Origin of the sequence: Lamprocystis purpurea DSM 4197 (assembly GCF_000379525.1) — a bacterium.
Classification (GTDB): Bacteria; Pseudomonadota; Gammaproteobacteria; order Chromatiales; family Chromatiaceae; genus Thiodictyon; species Thiodictyon purpureum.
In genome coordinates, this window is record NZ_KB902441.1 from 1 (window position 1) to 16715 (window position 16715).

Consider the following 16715-nt stretch of genomic DNA (forward strand, 5'->3'; position numbering starts at 1 on the left):
CGTCCACTTTCTGACGTCCACGCTTGGTTTCAAACAGCGTCCCGGCCTGCTCCAGGATCTCCTTTTTCCACTGCCCCACCTGGACCGGATGGACTCCATGCTCCTGTCCGATCTCGTTCGTCGTTTTGACCCCGCGGATCGCCTCCAGGCCGACTTTGGCCTTGAAGGATGCCGTGTACGTCTTGCGCTTCGCTTCGCCCATTATGATATGCCCCTTTTGGTTCGACGCGAGCTTAAATTACTGTCCGGTTTTCAGGGTCCACTATAATGCGTAATTTTCATTTTGTGTTCGGCCTTGGGGATTTCACCAACCTCGGTGGAGACGCGGGTTAAAATTGATGCTCTTCAAAACTTTAAACCGCGCCAACTCCATCAATCGTCGAGTCTGCCGGGGCCGAGCCAATCCAAAAACATCGCATACCGCGCTGGGCGCGGTTTAGTGCGCACCACCACGACTCCGCGCAGTCGTCGGGGGGTCGATCCGGAGCCTCGGGTTCGGCGCGCCGGTCGTTGGCCCAAGCGCCACTTGCACCTCGACTCCCTTCCAGCGCTGGCTGCCAAATCGTACCGTCGGTCCGGTGTTCGCTCCTCCGCGCAACCTGCCGCAGGCTATTGGCCGTTAGGCGCTGTGGGTCCTCACAATGATAGGTGCAGTCCGCTCATTGCTTGTCCGTATTCGCGCTTACAGAGTGGTCGGTCGATACGCGCACAGTCCTGCCGGTGTCCGTTGCGTACGATTGCCGCACGGACTCGACCGGCCGACAGGCGGAATCGAGGGGCTGCGCAAGGGTCAAGACCAGGATCCGCGCGATACGTAACGTTGCACGTACCGACGGTGGAATGTGCACGACGGACATTTCGAAAGATCACCAGTTTACGGAAACCCGCCGCCCGGTCCATCAGCAGATTCACTCCGAGTTCCGCTTTCGCAAGCAAACGCGCATCGTGAGCTGCGCACTGCCGGGGGATACGATCAAGCATATGTCGGAGATCGTGAAAAACCCACAATTACGCGCAGCCTTGGGCGCCGGCGGAGGGCGCTGGGATACCATCCTGCTGAGTGCCGGCGGCAATGACCTCATCGACACGACCGATGAGATCCTGCTGCCAAAGGCGCGGCGTACCGCGAATCCTCAAAGTCCGCGGGACTACTGCGACGGTCTACGGCTCGACAACCTGATCAAAGAGATTCAGGACGGCTACCGCCGAATCGCCGACGCCCGCGATGCCCCGGGGGCCACGGCCCGTGGCGTTCCCATGCTGACCCATACCTATGACATAGAACCGATTCTGGACGGGTTATAGCCATTTGGAACTGCTGCCGCCGCTGCCGGTCCCTTGCCGACTGCCCCCACCTTGACTAAGCTTATGTTTATAAATTGCCGCTGCGAGCGGAGTGTCTGTCGCATCAGGGTGCCTCTCCAAATGATGATTCATTGCCTCGCTGCCCGGCCCGTTCTCTGGTTATCCGCCCTACTCGCCGTCGCCTGTGCCGGGCCTGCCGGCGCCGAGGACAATACGGTCGCGTTTTACCAAGAGCAGGGTTTCGTCGTGATCGGCGAGACCGCGGTTGAAACGACTGACGGCTACGATATTGTTCTGTTCGAGGGCTGCGAGACCGATAAGGAGATTCCCCTCGCCAACGGTCAGACCTTCGTCTGCGAGGACAACGGTTGGATTCCGGGGGAATTCTGGGCGGAGGCGGTCATCCTTAAGCACCCGACCACCGACGAGATCAAGGTCGTCATCGCCAACCACACTTTCAAAGGAACGTTGCGAGGAGAGGCTGACCCGGCATCGCTCGTCGCGGCGTTGCCCGCCGCAACCCCCCCGGTCGCTCAGCCTACGCAACCGCACGCCGAACCAATGCCCGTTGCGTCGCCGCCCGTCCCCACACCTGGCGCGCAGTTCCCCGTAGTTGCTGACTTGAGGCCAGTGCCGGCGGCAGTTCCCCCGCCCGGTCCAAAACCATTGCCGCCGGCCTTCTCCACCCCGGCACCGTCGCCGGATGTCGGCTCGCCGTCGCCCCCGCCATTGGCGGCAACATTGATCGCATCGGTCGTCGGGACCTGGCAAACCAGCCTAATGTTGGGTGGCGCGCGGGTCGAGGGCATCGCGATCCTCGACGCCAGCGGGAACTTCAACCGGTTCGAGCGCTGGGACTTTGGTTTGACTGTGCAGGTGTGGGGCACCTACACCGTCTCGCCCATCTCGCCGACCCTATTCCAACTGAGCCAGAAGCCGACTGGATGGGAACCCAAGGAATGGTGTGTCCGTGGCAGCCTGTGCACGGAACTGAAGTATCCCGCCGCCGCGACCCAGTTCACCTTCCTCGACGCCGACACCCTCCGCGACGAGCAGACGAAGGCGATCTACCAGAGGCAGTAACGCAATGAACGTCCGTCATCAGTTGGGCGCATTGTTGTCGCTGGCTTGGGTCGGAAACCCGGCCGGCGCGCTCTCCGCGGCGCCGTTCGGGTGAAGTCCGAAACTCCATACACGCACAACACACCGGAGGCCGAGGCGTCAGCCGGACGCGGGCGCCGCCCGCTAAAGCGTCGGCCTCCGGTTTGAGTCGCCCCCGTCACCGGAGGTCGAGCCCGCGTGGTACGAAGATCTTCGTAAATCGGCTTCTCGTAGCGTCCTCGATTCGACCCGATCACGGATTCCTGGAACGACAATCAGGGCAGTGGCGGCCAAGGCTGAAGCCTTGGACTCCTACGCGCGGCCGTGCGAAGCCGCGGCGCGTCCGGCTGCGGCGAGTTGGACACGATGGCCGGACTCTGGACGTGGCTACGCAAACGGCTCAGTGCATCTCCTCGCCGTAATAGTTGTCGGTGTAGTTCTCGAACTTGGTGTACTTGCCCAGGAACGCGAGCCGCAGGGTGCCGATGGGGCCGTTGCGCTGCTTGCCGATGATGATCTCGGCGACGCCTTTGTCTTTGCTCTCGACGTTGTAGACCTCGTCGCGGTAGATGAAGACGATCAGGTCGGCGTCCTGCTCGATGGCGCCAGAGTTGTGACTGACGATACCGTCCGCGAGCCAGCTTTCCGGCCCCGGCACCGTCAAGTCGTAGACGTCTTCCTCACCGGCGGGTTCGATTGCCGACACCTGATCCCAAACCAGATCGCTCGGCCCTTGCTCGATCACCCCATGGTTGGATAGCGGTTCGACTGCGGCGCTCGCGCGATCCACCAAGGGCATCCCCGGTTCCGGCAGACACCGCGCCAACGCCAGCCGATCACCCGCGGCCAACTGGCCAACGGTCGTCCACCCGCCGTCGGCGAACAGGCGATGCTCGGCCGTGGCGCGAATACAGCGACCGCCGGCTAGCCGCACCCGCTGCACGGAGCGCCGACCGACCGCCCAGATACGGTCCGATAACGCCCGCACCAGCTTGCCTTGCGCGTCGACCGCAATGACCTCGGCGGTGCTGCCCACCAGATCCTGGATCGGCACCCGCCGTCCGTCCGCCAGGACGACCAGGGTGTCGCCGGTCACGCACTCGCGCAAATCCGACATCACCGGCCGCTTATTGGGCCGCTGCTCCAGACTGCGGTTGAGCTGCGAGAGCGCCACTACCGGCACCGACAGCTCCTTGGCCAGCGCTTTGAGCGAGCGGGAGATGGCTGAGATTTCGGTGGTGCGGTTCTCGTTGGAGCCCGGCGCCTGCATGAGCTGGAGATAGTCGATCACCACCAGCCCCAGCCCGCCTTGCTCACGCTTGAGCCGCCGGGCGCGGGCGCGCAACTCGGTGGGCGACAGGGCCGGGGTGTCGTCGATAAAGAGCGAGGCGCCGGCGAGGATGTTGACCGCGGAGGTGAGGCGCGGCCACTCGTCGTCCTCCAGCTTGCCGGTGCGCACCCGGTGCGAGTCGATCCGCCCCAGCGACGCCATCATGCGCATGGCGAGCGCATCCCCCGGCATTTCCATGCTGAACACCGCGACCGGATAGCGGCCCTGGATGGCGGCGTGCTCCGCCAGGTTCATCGCGAAGCTGGTGTTGTGGACGCAGATGTCGTTGGCGATGAAGTTGTGTGTGTCGGGGATGGTCAGGTCATAGACCTGGCGCAAGCCGATCGGCTCGATGGCGACGATCTCGTCCCAGTAGAGGTCGCTCGCGGCCAGATCCTGGAGCCGCCGATCGCCCAAGGCCCCGGCGAGTTGCGCCAGGCGCGTGCGGGACAGGGCACGGCGGCCAACATGAATGTTGCTCGCGCCGTCAATCCCCGCGCGTTCGGCGAGACAGCGCCAGGGTTCGTCACCCTTGGCGGCGGCGATGGCATCCCAGAAAGCCGGCGGGATCAGGTCGCGATTGGTCTGCTCGCGCCGACCCTCCAACGCCTGGCGAACGCGTTCCAGCGCGGTCTCCTTGGAGAAGATGCCGATTTCAGCCAGGAAGGTCTTGATGGACTTGGAGTCGGTGATGTCCAACTGCCAACAGCGTGCCGGCCCACTGGGACCCTTGACTTGCCGCAGCCGCCGCTTGGCGATGATTCCGAAGCGCAACAGCAGGTGCTGAACCTGGCGGCCGAGCCGGTCGCTGACCGTGGCATAGCCGAGTTGCGACTGGCCGGTGGCGAGCACCGTCGCCCAACCGTCGGTAGCGAACAACCGATTGAGGAACAGCGCCACCTGATCCTTGGGCAGACGAAAAACCCCCTCCGGGACGAACTTGCCATGGGCGTCCCGGCCCCGCAACCCCAGCCCGTCGAGCCAGCGGGTGAGCGCATTGGGGGCGTTCTTCGCGGCGCTGTCGCGCCCCTGCGGCACCCAGGCCGTGACCGCGTCCACAAAATCGGCCTGGATGCGCGGGTCCGCGTTGGTCAGCTTGGGCGAGGCGGCGGTCAGACTGCCGTCGCCCAGCAGATAGCCGAGGAGACGAACCTCGCAGTCGCGCATGGGTGTATCGCCGAAGACCGGCAGACACCGGGGTACGGCGACGGCCTCTCCAGGGGCCAGTTCCATTAGCGGACGCCATCCGGTGGCGGTTAGATAGGGGTGACTGGCGGTGGTCTCGATCTCACGGCCCAGACGGGTGGTGACCCGAAACACCGGCTTCATGCCGTCATCGACGTACGCGCAGGGTTCGGTCTGATGCAGACGCCAGTCATCGCCCAGGGTCAGCAGACCCACCTGGCGACGCCGCACGACTGTCTCGATGGTTTGCAGGCTGCCGTCCGCCAACAGCACCTCGGTGCCGGCCTCCACACATTTGCCCATTGACGGCCGCCCCGCCACGATGATCAGGTCCGAGGGCTGGAGCCCGGAGGTCATCATGTCGAAGTCGGTGAAGCCTGTGGAGAGTCCGGTGATGGGCTCGTCGCGCCGGTAGAGGTCGTCGATGCGTTCGACCGCGCGGGTCAGCAGGGTCTTGATCGGCTGGAAGCCGACGCCGCCGCGGCTCTCCTGTTCGGCGATTTCGAACACCCGCCGCTCCGCCGCGTCCAGCAGTTCGGAGGCCTCCCGGCCGCCGGGGTTGTAACCGCTGTCGGCAATGTCGGTGCCCGCGGAGATCATCTGGCGCAGGACCGAGGTCTCGCGCACGATCTTGGCATAGGCCTTGATGTTGGCCGCGCTGGGCGTCTCGTTGACCAGGGTGCCGAGGTAGGAGAGGCCGCCGGCCGGCTCCAGTTGCCCGGTGCGCTCCAGGGTCTCGGCCAGGGTGACCACGTCGAATGGCTGATCCGCCTCCGCCAGCTTCGCAATCGCGCGAAACACCAGACGATGCTCGCGCCGATAGAGGTCGCGCTCCACCACCATGTCGGCGATCCGGTCCCAGGTGCTGTTGTCCAGCATGAGGCCGCCGAGCAGCGACTGTTCGGCATGGATGTTGTGAGGCGGAGTCCGCAGACTGTCGGTTGCGGAGTCGGGATATGGGACCAGGAGTTCCTGGTCGGTCGGTTCGAGCATAGTCCCCCCGGCACGCGCGCCGGGAACGCACCGGCGCGATGCCGGTCGTCGCGCGGCGACCTGATGAATGGCAAAGCCCGCCCCGGTGCCGCGCGTCAGCCGCTCGGCACTGCATCAAGCAGGGGTGGGATGGTTCGGCAGGGATCTTGGCCCTGACCGCGGGCGCGGGCAAGAGGGCGATCGATCATCCGGCAGTTGCGCACGCCGGACACCCGGCTCGGCAGCAGCCGGGTCGGGTGTTTGGACGATGCTCGGCCGACACCCGCCACCGGGCGGGCGCCACGGTCAAGCCTCGGGGACGATGTCCACCGTGATGGTCGCGTCCACGTCGGTATAGAGGTGCAGCGTCACCTCGAACTCACCGATGGCGCGGAACGGACCACCCGGCAGGCGCACCTCCGCCTTGGCGACCTGGACACCGGCGGCGGTCAGGGCCGCGGCGATATCGCCGGTGCCGACGGAGCCGAACAAGCGACCCTGATCACCGGCCTTGCGGGCGATGGTCACACGGGTCCCCGCAAGCGAGGCCTGGCGCGTCTGCGCACTCGCCAGATTATCGGCCGCGGCGCGCTCCAACTCGGCGCGGCGCGCCTCGAAGGCTTCCAGGTTCTTGGCCGTGGCGGTCACCGCGAAACCACCGGGCACCAGGTAATTGCGGCCATATCCGGGGCGGACCTTGACTTTGTCGCCAAGTGCGCCGAGCCGACCGACATTCTTCAGCAGGATGACTTCCACTTCTCTTTTCCTCAGTCTCTTGGGGGACCGCCCCGGATGCGGCCGCCGCGCGCGCCGCCCTCAGCCGGGGCTGGGGGGGCGCCGTCCGCGACGGGCACGCAGATCGGCCCAGATATCCACCAGGCCCAGACACGCCACTAAGATTTCGGCGTGGGGCATGAACACGACCAACAGCACGTAGAGACCCACCAACCAGCCGCGATGCAGGCCATAGGCCGCTTGCAGGGTGTGAATCACCGCCAGTCCCTGTAACAACCACAGGGGGGACAGCACGATCAACAAATCCGCGACCAGGCCGGGGCCCCGCGTGAAACCGATCAGGGCCACCAGCACGACACCAATGGCACCAAAGGCCGGATGCAGACGCAAGGTCCGGAATTCCGCTCCAAAGCCGCCGGGATTATAGAGCAGGGCCTGCCACCAGCGCCCGATGAACAGACCCAGGAGGACCTGGATCATCAGGCCGGCGGCAAAGGTCCCGGTCATCCAGCGCGCCAGTTGGGCGAACAGCGCCTGCGCACTCGCCGCATCGACGAGGCCGTCCCTGACCACGGCCTGGCTCAGCGGCTCCAGAAAACCAGCCCAGTACGCCTCCGGGTTGGCCGTCAGCGCGTAAAACAGCAGGACCAGAACCACCCCGACCAGACCCGCCATCTGAATCGCGAACGCCGGCGAACGGGAGAACCGCAAGGCGATCCCGAGCGCCCAGACGGGCAACCACAGCACCATGACGACGACCAGGGCCGGCCAGGGCGATCCGAAAACGAAGACGCACGCAAGCGTGCAGACAACGGCGGCCAGGGCCCCGACCAGAGCTCCGGCCCTGGCCCCGCCGCGCAGGGTGACCAAAGCCATGGATGCGCTGCTGAACAATCCGATCAGCGGAAAAAAAAGCGCGAACAGACCGGTCGCGCCAGTGACCAGGGCCGCCTGGAGCGGCCCCCGCATGATCAGTGCCGCCAGGGCTTTCATGGATCGCAACCGCGGTCTGAAGCGGGCTCTGCACCGGCAGCCGCACGGCGACCGCCGGCCACGCGCTCACCCACACGGCGCGCCGCGCGGGTGCCGCAGCGAAGCCCCATCAGTGCCCGTCGGTATAGGGCAGCAGCGCCAGGAAGCGGGCGCGCTTGACGGCTTGGGCCAGTTGCCGCTGGTACTTGGCCGAGGTCCCGGTGATGCGGCTCGGCACGATCTTGCCGGACTCGCTCACGTAGGCCTTGAGCAGGTTGAGGTCTTTGTAGTCGATCTCGGCGATACCCTCGGCGGTAAACCGGCAGTAACGCTTGCGACGAAAGAAACGGGAGCTGTTTTCCATGATAGGTTGTCCTCAGGTGTGGTTGCTGCGCCTAATCGTTGTCTGCATCGCCGCCGCCCAGCGGCTCCGGGCGCTCGCGCTCTTCGCCGGTCTTCACCAACGCGGACGGCTCGGTGACCGCAGCGTCACGCCGGATGATCAGGTTACGCAGCACCGCATCGTTGAAACGGAAGGCGCTCTCCAGCTCGTCGATCGCCTCCTGGTCGCACTCCACATTCATCAGGATGTAATGCGCCTTGTGCACCTTGTTGATCGGGTAGGCAAGCGGGCGCCGCCCCCAGTCCTCGAACCGGTGCACTAAACCGCCGCGCTTCTCCAGATTGCCGCGGTAGCGCTCGACCATGGCCGCCACCTGTTCGCTCTGGCTCGGGTGAACCAGAAACACCACTTCATAATGTCGCATCAACTGCTCCTCACGGATTGACAGCCTCCCGCCCGAAGTCTTGGAATAGTGTGGCGGTGAGGCAAGGAGTTTCCCGGATCGCGGGAAACCGCGCATTATACGGAGAAGCAGCGCCGCGTCAAAGCCTTCGCGCGGTCTTTGGCGAACATCCGGGAATCCCCTCCAACCTTCGGCGAACGATCGTAACCATGACGCTCCTACCTGACGCCCCCTCGCCTGCCCATCCGCGCCGCCTGACCATTGCGCCGCCGGGACTGCCGTTGGGCCTGCTGTTGGCAGCATTCGCGGCCGGCGCACCGGCGGCGGATGCGGTTCAGGCCCAGTTGTCGGCGCGGGAACTGGCCTTTGGACAGCCGGTGGAACTGACCCTGACGGCACAGGGCGAGGCCCCCGCGGGGCCGGACCTCGCGGTCCTGGAGCAGGACTTTCGCATTCTGGATCAACGCGTCGAACGGCGACTCGCGATCAACAACGGTCACCGCAGCGCTCAGTTGCGGCTCACCCTCCTGCTGCTACCGCTGCGGGACGGAGCCCTGCAGGTGCCGGCGATCACGATGGGTGACCTGCACACCGCGCCCCTGACGCTGACGGTGCGGCCGGACACCGGCCAACCCACCGAGCCGCGCGCCTTCGCACCCCCGCCGTTCGCGCCGCCGCTGCCGTCCGCGCTGCCCGGCCCGCCGCCGACCCCGCGGATCGATCCCTGGAATACCCCCTGGACGGACCGGACACCCCCGTCCGCGCCCAAGGCCGCGCCGGGCGGTTCCAACACCTGGTTCTGGGTCAGCCTGGGTCTCGCGACCGTGCTGGCCGCGGTCCTCTTCACCCGGCGCGGTCCGCCGATCGCCCGGCCGCCGGCGGCCGCCCCGTCACCACCCGCGCCCATCGATCCTGTCGACCAGGCCCGTGAGCACATTCACGCCGCCTACCAGGCCGGCGATGCCGTCGCCGCCCGGTCGGCGCTGCTGAAATGGGCCGCCTTGCGCTGGCCCGAGGCCCCGCCCGGCAACCTGGCCCAACTCGCCCAGCGCTGCCCGCCGCCCCTGCGCACCTCGATCAACCGTCTGGAGATGGCCTTCTTCAGCCCTGCGCCGATTGCCTGGGCACAAGAACCGGTGGCCGCGGGGCTGGATGCGCTGGAGCGGTTGTGAGGGTTCACGGAATCACCAGGGTCGCCCCCGGCGTGAGCGGGTCGGGGTCGGACCGCAGGTCCAGACCATCGCCGCGCCGGGCCTGGGCCTCTCCTTCCCTGCTCAAGCGGCATCGCTGTTCATCCACGACGACGCGCCACTCGGCCGCGCGGCTGTGTTGCTCCTGCGCGTGCGTGAGACGCTCCTCCAGGGCGGCCTGGGCCTCACGCAACAGGCCGATCTGCGCGTTCAACCGGGCGATCTCCTGCAGGTTTTCGGCCAGCCGCCGTTCCGCCTCCATGCGCGCCTGATCGGCCGTCCGGCGCGCCGCGGCCGACTCCTTGAGCTTACCCTCCATGCCGTGGATGTGCTCCGTGAGTCGCTCGACCTGGGTCGAAAGATCGTCCTCGACGGCCACGGCCGGTACGGCGACCGGCAGCTCCGCCGCCGATACACCGACCGCAACCAGGGCCGCTTGAATGCCCAGTAGCAGCAGCGCCGGCACGGCCCGACACAACGCCCGGCGCAGACCCCGGCGCACCGGGAAACCGCCCGGCGACGCCGGGACCCGACACCCGTTCGGTTGGAGTCCGGTCACGCGCGGCCGCGCCTCAACCAACCGACGGCAGGCCCGCCAGCGCCATGGCGACCTCGGACTCGGCATAGACCAGGTCTTTGAGCTTGCCGCCCAGATAGTCCGTGTAAGCCTGCATATCGAAGTGACCATGTCCGCACAGATTGAACAGGATGGTCTTGGCTTCACCCGACTCACGACACTTCTCAGCCTCGTGGATGGCCGCGCGCACCGCGTGGTTGGCCTCGGGCGCGGGAATAATGCCCTCCGCCTTGGCGAACTGGAGCCCCGCGGCGAAGCACTCCAACTGATTATAGGAACGCGGGGCGATGTAGCCCAGCTTCGCCAGATGGCTGATCTGGGGCGCCATGCCGTGGTAGCGCAGCCCGCCCGCGTGAAAGCCCGGCGGCACGAAGCTGGAACCGAGCGTAAACATTTTGCATAAGGGGGTCAGGTGGGCGGTGTCGCCGTAATCGTAGGCGAACAATCCCTTGGTGAGGGTCGGACAGGCCGAGGGTTCGACCGCGATGAACTCGATATTGCCGCCCTCGCGCAGTTGCTTGCCCAGGAAGGGAAAGGCCAGACCGGCGAAGTTACTGCCGCCGCCGGTGCAGCCGATGACCAGGTCCGGGTAGTCGCCCGCCATCGCCAACTGCTGCATCGACTCGATCCCGGTGACGGTCTGATGCAAGAGGACGTGGTTCAGCACGCTGCCCAGGGCATATTTGGTATCGTCGCGCTGGGCGGCGACCTCGACCGCCTCGCTGATGGCGATCCCCAGACTGCCGGTGCTGTCCGGATGCTCGGCCAGGATGGCGCGGCCCGACGCGGTGGTCTCGGAGGGGCTCGCGATGCACTGAGCGCCGAACGCTTCCATGAAAGCGCGCCGATAGGGCTTCTGCTGGAAACTGACCTTGACCATGAAGACCACGATCTCCAGCCCGAAGAAGGAGCCGGCGAGCGCCAGCGAAGAACCCCACTGACCGGCACCGGTCTCGGTGGCGATCCGCTTGACGCCCTCGATCTTGTTGTAAAAAGCTTGCGGAATCGCGGTGTTGGGCTTATGGCTGCCGGCCGGGCTCACGCCCTCGTACTTGTAGTAGATCTTGGCCGGGGTCTTGAGTGCCTGTTCGAGGCGGCGGGCGCGAAACAACGGCGAGGGACGCCACTGCCGATAGACCGCGCGCACCGGCTCGGGAATCTCGATCTCACGCTCGGTGCTCATCTCCTGCTCGATCACCGCCCGCGGAAAGATCACCGCCAACTCATCCGCGGTGATCGGCTGCTGGGTCCCGGGGTGCAGGACCGGGTCCAACGGGACCGGCAGGTCCGCGTTGATGTTATACCAGTGCTTGGGCAGGTGTTCTTCGTCGAGCAGGTACTTGACCGTGTCGCTCATAATACTTTCGCAGGCCTCATCAGTGGGAGCATGACGCCGGGGACGGGTGTCCCCGGCTCGTCTTGCTAAGTGTGCCAGTTTCCGGCGCGCGCTTGTACCTGTGTGTGCGCGCGTGACCGCGTGTCCGCCGCTCCGGTGGCCGTAAATGAGGGCGGAGCGCCGTAGGTTGGGGTGACGAAGGAACCCCAACGGCCAACACGACCAGGCTGCACCGATCACTTGAGGATCGACCGCCAACCGGCGCGGCTGGGCAGGCACTCCCAACAGAACGGCCGATAGTCCGGATCGCAGGCGTTGCCGATGCCGTCTTGGTCCGCGTCGGCTTGATCGCGATTGGCCGCGAGCGGGCAATTATCCGCGTCGTCGGCGACCGCATCCCCGTCGTCGTCGGTGTCGGCCGTGTTGCCAATGCCATCTCGGTCGGTGTCCACGGATTCCGTGGCGTCCAGCGGGGAGGCGTCGTTCGCATCGGGGACGCTGTCGTTATCGTCGTCGGGGTCGCAGGCGTCGCCGAGTGTATCGGTGTCGTGGTTGGCTTGGTCGGGGTTGGTGACTTGCGGGCAGTTGTCGGTAACCATCGTCGATGTCAAAGCACGCGACGCGCAGGGCCGGTTCTTTCAGGCTTGAACGGTGGCTCAAGTTCTTCACCGAGGGCGAGGGCCTCGACGCCGACGCCCTGCCCGAGTGGATGCAGACCGAGGAGATGCAACAAGCCATGAGTACCTTGAAGGGTTTCTCCGAGAAGGAGCGCGAGTACCACGCCTACCAGGCGCGCCAGAACTACCTGCGCCAGCAGTCCAGTATCCAGCGCCGTCTCGAAGCGTTGGAGGCCGCGGCGATCCGCGCGCAAGCGATGCAGGAGCAGGCGCAGGCGCAGGCTGCGGAAGAGCAAGCGCGGGCCGCGGAAGAACAGGCGCGGGCTGGGGAAGAACAGGCGCGGGCGAGAGAAACAGCCGCGTTGCAACGTGAAGCCGCCGCCCAGGCGGAAGTCGAGCGGCTCAGACGTCTACTGAAGGGTGCGCCGGGCGCCGACGACGGAGGATAGACGCGGCAGGTTTTGTCTCGCCGGGTACCAGCCGCTCATCCTGCCCCGCCGCCTACCAACGCCCGGACAACGGCACATCCCCGCTCGCACCTCGGTGGAGACACGGTTTGAAATTTTTCTTTCTTAAAGCTGCAAACCGCGCCGGCTCCAGCAATCGTCGAGGCTGCCAAGGCCGATGTCATCCAAAAACATCGCATACCGCACTGGGCACGGTTTAGAAAGCAACAGTTCGGCGCTACATTGGGGCAGCGAGAATGCCGAACCCCGATCGGCATCATGCGCGCCGAATCCCTAACGACCGGAAGACCAGCCCCGTAACCCCTGTCCCAGGAGGCATCATGAGCACCACCGAGACCGCGACCGCCGCCGCGACCGCCAACGCCGCCGCCGTCGCTGCCACCGCGACCCCCATGCAATACCTGGATAAGGCCATGAATGGCCTGCACGACCTGGGACTGGTCCCTACCGACGGCGGCAAGCAGGTGGAGCCCATCATCGCGCTGCTGAACCAGATCTCGGTGTTGGACGAGGGACGGATCACCGCCATCGCCCGCACCCTGAATCAGGCGTCGCTCTTCAACGACGTGGTGCGCAAACAGGTCGAGGCGATGGAGATCGGCAGCCGCTACGAGGAGATCACCAATGCGTTCAACAGCATTCGTGACGATGCCAAGTCGATGGTCGATCAGATCGAGGACGGCAAGCTGGATACCTTCGAGCGGATGGGCAATGTCTGGATGAAGGTCACGCGCGGCGATATCGCCACCCGCTTCGATAAGATCAAGGGCACCTACCTCGAGGTCACCGCCTCGACCAACGATCAAATCCAGCGCGAGCAAAAAATTCTTAATGCTTACATGGATTTCCGCGGTGCACTCAAGCAGTCCGAGGTGCTGGCCCTGGAAGTGTTGAAGACCGCCCAGGGCAAACTGGACGCGGCCAAGGCGGAACTCGCCGCGGCGATGCAGGCGGTGGAAGCCAACACCTCCCAGGAACCGGCCGACCGTGCCCGCCTGGAGATGGCGCGTGACGAGAAGGTGCGTGCCCTGCAACTGGAGGAGAAGCGTTACCAGATCGCCAAGGACCTGTCCGACAACCTGACGATCTCCTACAACACCTCCGAGGTGGTCATGGCGCGCCTGCTCCAGACCACCAACGCCAAGGAGCGGGTCTACTCCCAGGCGGTCAGCTTCTTCAGCACCAACGAGGTGGTCCTGACCGCGCTCAGCGCCTCCTTCACCGGGATGTTCGGCCTGCACGAGGGCACGCAGACGGTCGAGGCGATGAAAGAGGGGGTGAGCAAATCGCTGGAAGTCCTGGCCGACATCGGCGGCAAGGTCCAGGAGGCGGCGGTGCGGGCCGGCTACGGACCGACGGTCCGCGCCGACGCGGTCAAGAAGCTGGTGGACTCCGTGGTCAACTGGCAAACCCGCTCGCATGAGATCATCGAGGACATGCGTAAGCAAAGCACCCAGAACGCCAATGAAATTCGCGACGCGGTCGAGGACGGCAAGCGCAAGCTGGCGCGCCTGGCCGAGCAGGGCCAGGGTCTGGTGAGTCAGGCCGCCCGATGAACGCGGCGGCGGCGGTCAAGACAGCGGCCCCCGCACCGGCGACCGGCGGCCAGCAGCCGCTGGACGAGGTGATGCTCGCCATGGACGTGGTCGACACGCTGCGGCGACGCGAGCGTATCGTCAAGAACGAATTGGACGACCTGGGCCGGGAGGAGGATCTGAAGGAGCGCCTGCGCAAGATCTACGCGGCTCAGGGCATCGAAGTCCCGGACCATGTGATCGAGCAGGGCGTGGCGGCGCTCAAGGAGGAGCGCTTCACCTACAAGCCGCCGCCCCACTCCATCGGCACCCGGCTGGCGCGGATCTATATCAATCGCGGGCGCTGGGGCAAGTGGATCGGCGGTTTGATCGGGGCCGCAGTGCTGGTCGCCGTCATCAACCATGTCGTCTTCGTCGCTCCCAACGCCGCCTTACCGGCTGATTTGGCCCGCGTCCATACCGAGGCGCTCGCCCTGGCCCAGACCGATCAGGCACGCCAGACGCTGGAGCGCTATTACAACGCCGGCCAGGCGGCGCTGCGCGACCAGGACAAGGACGGTGCCAAGCTCGCGATTGCAGAGTTGGAGGCCGCGCGCATCGCCTTGGGTCAGGAATACCGGCTGCGGATCATCAACCGGGCCGACGAGCAAAGCGGCGTTTGGCGCATTCCGGATCTGAACACCAAGGCCCGCAACTACTACATCATCGTGGAAGCGGTGGACCCCGCGGGACGGGTGCTGACGGTGCCGGTCGAGAACGAGGAGACTAAGCGGATTGAGCGCGTGAAGGTCTGGGGGCTGCGGGTCGACCAGGGCACCTTCGAATCCGTCGCCCGCGACAAGCGCGATGACGGCATCATCGAGCGCGACCGGTTCGGCTACAAGGCACGCGGCACCCTGGTACCCGAGTACGAGATGAAGACCACCGGCGGCGCGATCACGACGTGGTAAAGCATTCGGACGTGATAACCGGACGTAGGGGCGGGTTTCAAACCCGCCCCTACACCAAGGGTCTGTCTGGATATCCGGTCGGAAGGCTATAGGGCGATTGGGCGATGATCATCGTTCCGGCACAGCGACCATCCGGAATGATCCACAGAGGACAAGCACATGGTTTCCGGTAGACAGACTCTGGCCACGATCGATCAGGCATTGACGCAGGCGCAGACCAAGGTCGCCGCGGTCGAGGCGCAGATCGCGTCGGTCAATCAGCGGCTCGACGCGCAGCGCCAGGCTCAGACCCAGGACTACAGGGAACTGGCGCGGGTCCGGCTGGGCCAACTTGCCGACGCGTCCATGGTGAAACACCTGGATCAGGCCGAGCAGCAGATCATGGCGCTGCTCGCCCGGCGTGAGGCCGCGGTCGCGCAACTCGAGCAGCAGAGCCGGGAAGCCGCCGCCGCCCGCCAGGCCCTGGAAGCCGAGCGCGCGGCCCAGGCCGGTCAGGTGGACAGCGCCGCCGAGGTGCTGGACGCGGCCGAGGCGCGGACTCAGGCCCGGCTGGAAACCGACCCGGCCTATCAGGCGCAGCGCGAGCACGCCCGCGAGGCCGAGCGCATGGCCATGCACGCCGCTGAGAAAGCGCAACGCAGCGCGGATGAACGCGAGCAAAAGGGCGCCTCCTACCGGGCCGATCCGCTCTTCATGTACCTGTGGGAACGCAAGTTCGGCCTCCCCGACTACCGCAAGCGCGGCCTGATCGCGCTGCTCGACGGCAAAGTTGCCCACCTCATCGGTTACGCGGACGCCCGCGCCAACTACGCCCGCCTGAACGAGATCCCGGAGCGGCTGCACGACCATGCGGCAGGCCTCAAGGCCCAGGCCGAAGCCGCGTTCGCGGCGCTCAAAACATTGGACGAGGCCGCGCGGGCGGCCGACGGCATCCCCGCGCTCGCGGCCCAACTCGCTGCCGAGCAGGCCGCACTCGAGGCCGTCGACCAGCACATCGCGCAGTTCCAGACGGACCAGCAGGCGGTCGTCGTGCGCAAGGCGCTCTTCGCCGCCGGTGAAGACGAGTACACCAAACAGGCCGTCAGCCTCCTGGCGGCCGAGGTGCAGCGCGATGATCTCATGGAGTTGCGGCGCGAGGCCCTGGCCACCCCGCTGCCGGACGACGATCTGATCGTCGCCCGCCTGCTGCAGCGCGACGACGAACGGCGCCGGGACGAGGCCTCCCTCCAAGGCTTGCGCGAGGCACTGGGACAGCATCAACAACGCCTGAGCGAGGTCGAATCCTTACGCACCGATTTCAAAAGCAACCGTTACGACCGCCCCGGCTCCACCTTCAGCGACGACGCGATGATTACGATGATGCTGGGACAGTTCATCAACGGCGTGCTCGATCGCCGGAACCTCTGGCGCATCCTCCAGGAGCAGCAGCGCTACCGGCCGCAGCAGGCGGACCCCGACTTCGGTTCCGGCGGCTTCGGCCGCGGGACCGTCTGGGGCGGCGGCACCGGCAGCCTGGATGACATCGTCGGCCGGATCAGCCGCGGCAGCAGGGGCGGTGGCGGGAGCTGGGGCGGCGGCAGCAGTGGCGGAGGCAGTGGCGGAGGCGGCGGCTTCCGCACCGGCGGCGGCTTCTGACACCGAACGATAGCGGCGGCTGATCCTGATCATCCTGCGCGGGGTCTTTCTGGAAGGTGCCG

The 16715-nt window shown here is 66.0% G+C and carries 15 protein-coding genes and 1 pseudogene; 7 read left to right on the forward strand and 9 right to left on the reverse strand.

Features of this window, described 5'->3' with window-relative positions:
• The coding region (locus A39O_RS0107870) for an IS3 family transposase (RefSeq protein ID WP_020504134.1) at window positions 1–202 on the reverse strand (202 nt) is incomplete at its 3' end.
• A 638-nt stretch (window positions 203–840) separates the two neighbouring features.
• Here A39O_RS0107870 and A39O_RS0107875 point away from each other — a divergent pair.
• Together A39O_RS0107875 and A39O_RS0107880 are read left to right on the forward strand one after the other, a co-directional pair.
• On the forward strand, window positions 841–1305 hold the full coding sequence (locus A39O_RS0107875; protein ID WP_020504135.1) for a hypothetical protein: 465 nt from the start codon (window positions 841–843) through the stop codon (window positions 1303–1305).
• Window positions 1306–1551: 246 nt separating this feature from the next.
• On the forward strand, window positions 1552–2388 hold the full coding sequence (locus A39O_RS0107880) for a hypothetical protein (RefSeq protein WP_157639840.1): 837 nt from the start codon (window positions 1552–1554) through the stop codon (window positions 2386–2388).
• A 418-nt stretch (window positions 2389–2806) separates the two neighbouring features.
• Here A39O_RS0107880 and dnaB read toward each other — a convergent pair whose 3' ends face one another.
• From dnaB to rpsF, 5 genes are all read right to left on the reverse strand, one after another.
• Window positions 2807–5914 carry a replicative DNA helicase gene (dnaB, locus tag A39O_RS0107885; RefSeq protein ID WP_020504136.1) on the reverse strand — a complete coding sequence of 1036 codons (3108 nt, stop codon included), beginning with the start codon at window positions 5912–5914 and terminating at the stop codon, window positions 2807–2809.
• Between the two features lie 285 nt (window positions 5915–6199).
• Window positions 6200–6649, reverse strand: coding sequence for a 50S ribosomal protein L9 (gene rplI, locus A39O_RS0107890; RefSeq protein WP_020504137.1), 450 nt, complete (start codon window positions 6647–6649; stop codon window positions 6200–6202).
• Window positions 6650–6709: 60 nt separating this feature from the next.
• Entirely contained in the window at window positions 6710–7621 is a 912-nt protein-coding gene (locus tag A39O_RS0107895; RefSeq protein WP_020504138.1) for a YybS family protein, read from the reverse strand.
• 109 nt (window positions 7622–7730) lie between these two features.
• Window positions 7731–7964: a 30S ribosomal protein S18 gene (rpsR, locus tag A39O_RS0107900; protein ID WP_020504139.1), complete on the reverse strand. Its 234-nt coding sequence runs from the start codon at window positions 7962–7964 to the stop codon at window positions 7731–7733.
• Between the two features lie 31 nt (window positions 7965–7995).
• Complete coding sequence (gene rpsF, locus A39O_RS0107905; protein ID WP_020504140.1) at window positions 7996–8367, reverse strand: 30S ribosomal protein S6; 372 nt, start codon at window positions 8365–8367, stop codon at window positions 7996–7998.
• Between the two features lie 188 nt (window positions 8368–8555).
• Between rpsF and A39O_RS0107910 the strand changes: the two genes are divergently transcribed.
• Entirely contained in the window at window positions 8556–9518 is a 963-nt protein-coding gene (locus A39O_RS0107910) for a BatD family protein (RefSeq protein WP_026199236.1), read from the forward strand.
• A 4-nt stretch (window positions 9519–9522) separates the two neighbouring features.
• Here A39O_RS0107910 and A39O_RS0107915 read toward each other — a convergent pair whose 3' ends face one another.
• The 3 genes from A39O_RS0107915 to A39O_RS0107925 form a co-directional block, all read right to left on the reverse strand.
• Complete coding sequence (locus A39O_RS0107915; RefSeq protein WP_157639842.1) at window positions 9523–10095, reverse strand: hypothetical protein; 573 nt, start codon at window positions 10093–10095, stop codon at window positions 9523–9525.
• Window positions 10096–10108: 13 nt separating this feature from the next.
• Window positions 10109–11470 carry a TrpB-like pyridoxal phosphate-dependent enzyme gene (locus A39O_RS0107920; protein WP_020504142.1) on the reverse strand — a complete coding sequence of 454 codons (1362 nt, stop codon included), beginning with the start codon at window positions 11468–11470 and terminating at the stop codon, window positions 10109–10111.
• A 215-nt stretch (window positions 11471–11685) separates the two neighbouring features.
• Window positions 11686–12048, reverse strand: coding sequence for a thrombospondin type 3 repeat-containing protein (locus A39O_RS0107925; RefSeq protein ID WP_026199237.1), 363 nt, complete (start codon window positions 12046–12048; stop codon window positions 11686–11688).
• A 47-nt stretch (window positions 12049–12095) separates the two neighbouring features.
• Here A39O_RS0107925 and A39O_RS32570 point away from each other — a divergent pair.
• The 4 genes and pseudogenes from A39O_RS32570 to A39O_RS0107945 all read left to right on the forward strand — a co-directional run.
• Window positions 12096–12515: pseudogene (locus A39O_RS32570) on the forward strand (Rpn family recombination-promoting nuclease/putative transposase); the annotation flags it as partial.
• Window positions 12516–12853: 338 nt separating this feature from the next.
• A complete protein-coding gene (locus A39O_RS0107935; protein ID WP_020504144.1) occupies window positions 12854–14089 on the forward strand; it encodes a hypothetical protein in 1236 nt (411 codons plus the stop codon).
• Entirely contained in the window at window positions 14086–15018 is a 933-nt protein-coding gene (locus A39O_RS0107940; protein WP_020504145.1) for a DUF6384 family protein, read from the forward strand. Before A39O_RS0107935 ends, A39O_RS0107940 begins: the two co-directional genes overlap by 4 nt.
• Before the next feature lie 159 nt (window positions 15019–15177).
• Window positions 15178–16653 carry a cell envelope integrity protein TolA gene (locus A39O_RS0107945; protein WP_020504146.1) on the forward strand — a complete coding sequence of 492 codons (1476 nt, stop codon included), beginning with the start codon at window positions 15178–15180 and terminating at the stop codon, window positions 16651–16653.
• The last annotated feature ends 62 nt before the right edge of the window (window positions 16654–16715 follow it).

What these genes read in the sequence shown, in the direction of transcription:
- A39O_RS0107925 (WP_026199237.1), bottom strand. Translation starts at nt 12,048, where the DNA reads ATGGTTACCGACAACTGCCCGCAAGTCACCAACCCCGACCAAGCCAAC.
- A39O_RS0107875 (WP_020504135.1), top strand. Translation starts at nt 841, where the DNA reads ATGTGCACGACGGACATTTCGAAAGATCACCAGTTTACGGAAACCCGC.
- rpsR (WP_020504139.1), bottom strand. Translation starts at nt 7,964, where the DNA reads ATGGAAAACAGCTCCCGTTTCTTTCGTCGCAAGCGTTACTGCCGGTTT.
- rpsF (WP_020504140.1), bottom strand. Translation starts at nt 8,367, where the DNA reads ATGCGACATTATGAAGTGGTGTTTCTGGTTCACCCGAGCCAGAGCGAA.
- dnaB (WP_020504136.1), bottom strand. Translation starts at nt 5,914, where the DNA reads ATGCTCGAACCGACCGACCAGGAACTCCTGGTCCCATATCCCGACTCC.
- A39O_RS0107910 (WP_026199236.1), top strand. Translation starts at nt 8,556, where the DNA reads ATGACGCTCCTACCTGACGCCCCCTCGCCTGCCCATCCGCGCCGCCTG.
- A39O_RS0107945 (WP_020504146.1), top strand. Translation starts at nt 15,178, where the DNA reads ATGGTTTCCGGTAGACAGACTCTGGCCACGATCGATCAGGCATTGACG.
- A39O_RS0107895 (WP_020504138.1), bottom strand. Translation starts at nt 7,621, where the DNA reads ATGAAAGCCCTGGCGGCACTGATCATGCGGGGGCCGCTCCAGGCGGCC.
- A39O_RS0107920 (WP_020504142.1), bottom strand. Translation starts at nt 11,470, where the DNA reads ATGAGCGACACGGTCAAGTACCTGCTCGACGAAGAACACCTGCCCAAG.
- A39O_RS0107935 (WP_020504144.1), top strand. Translation starts at nt 12,854, where the DNA reads ATGAGCACCACCGAGACCGCGACCGCCGCCGCGACCGCCAACGCCGCC.
- A39O_RS0107940 (WP_020504145.1), top strand. Translation starts at nt 14,086, where the DNA reads ATGAACGCGGCGGCGGCGGTCAAGACAGCGGCCCCCGCACCGGCGACC.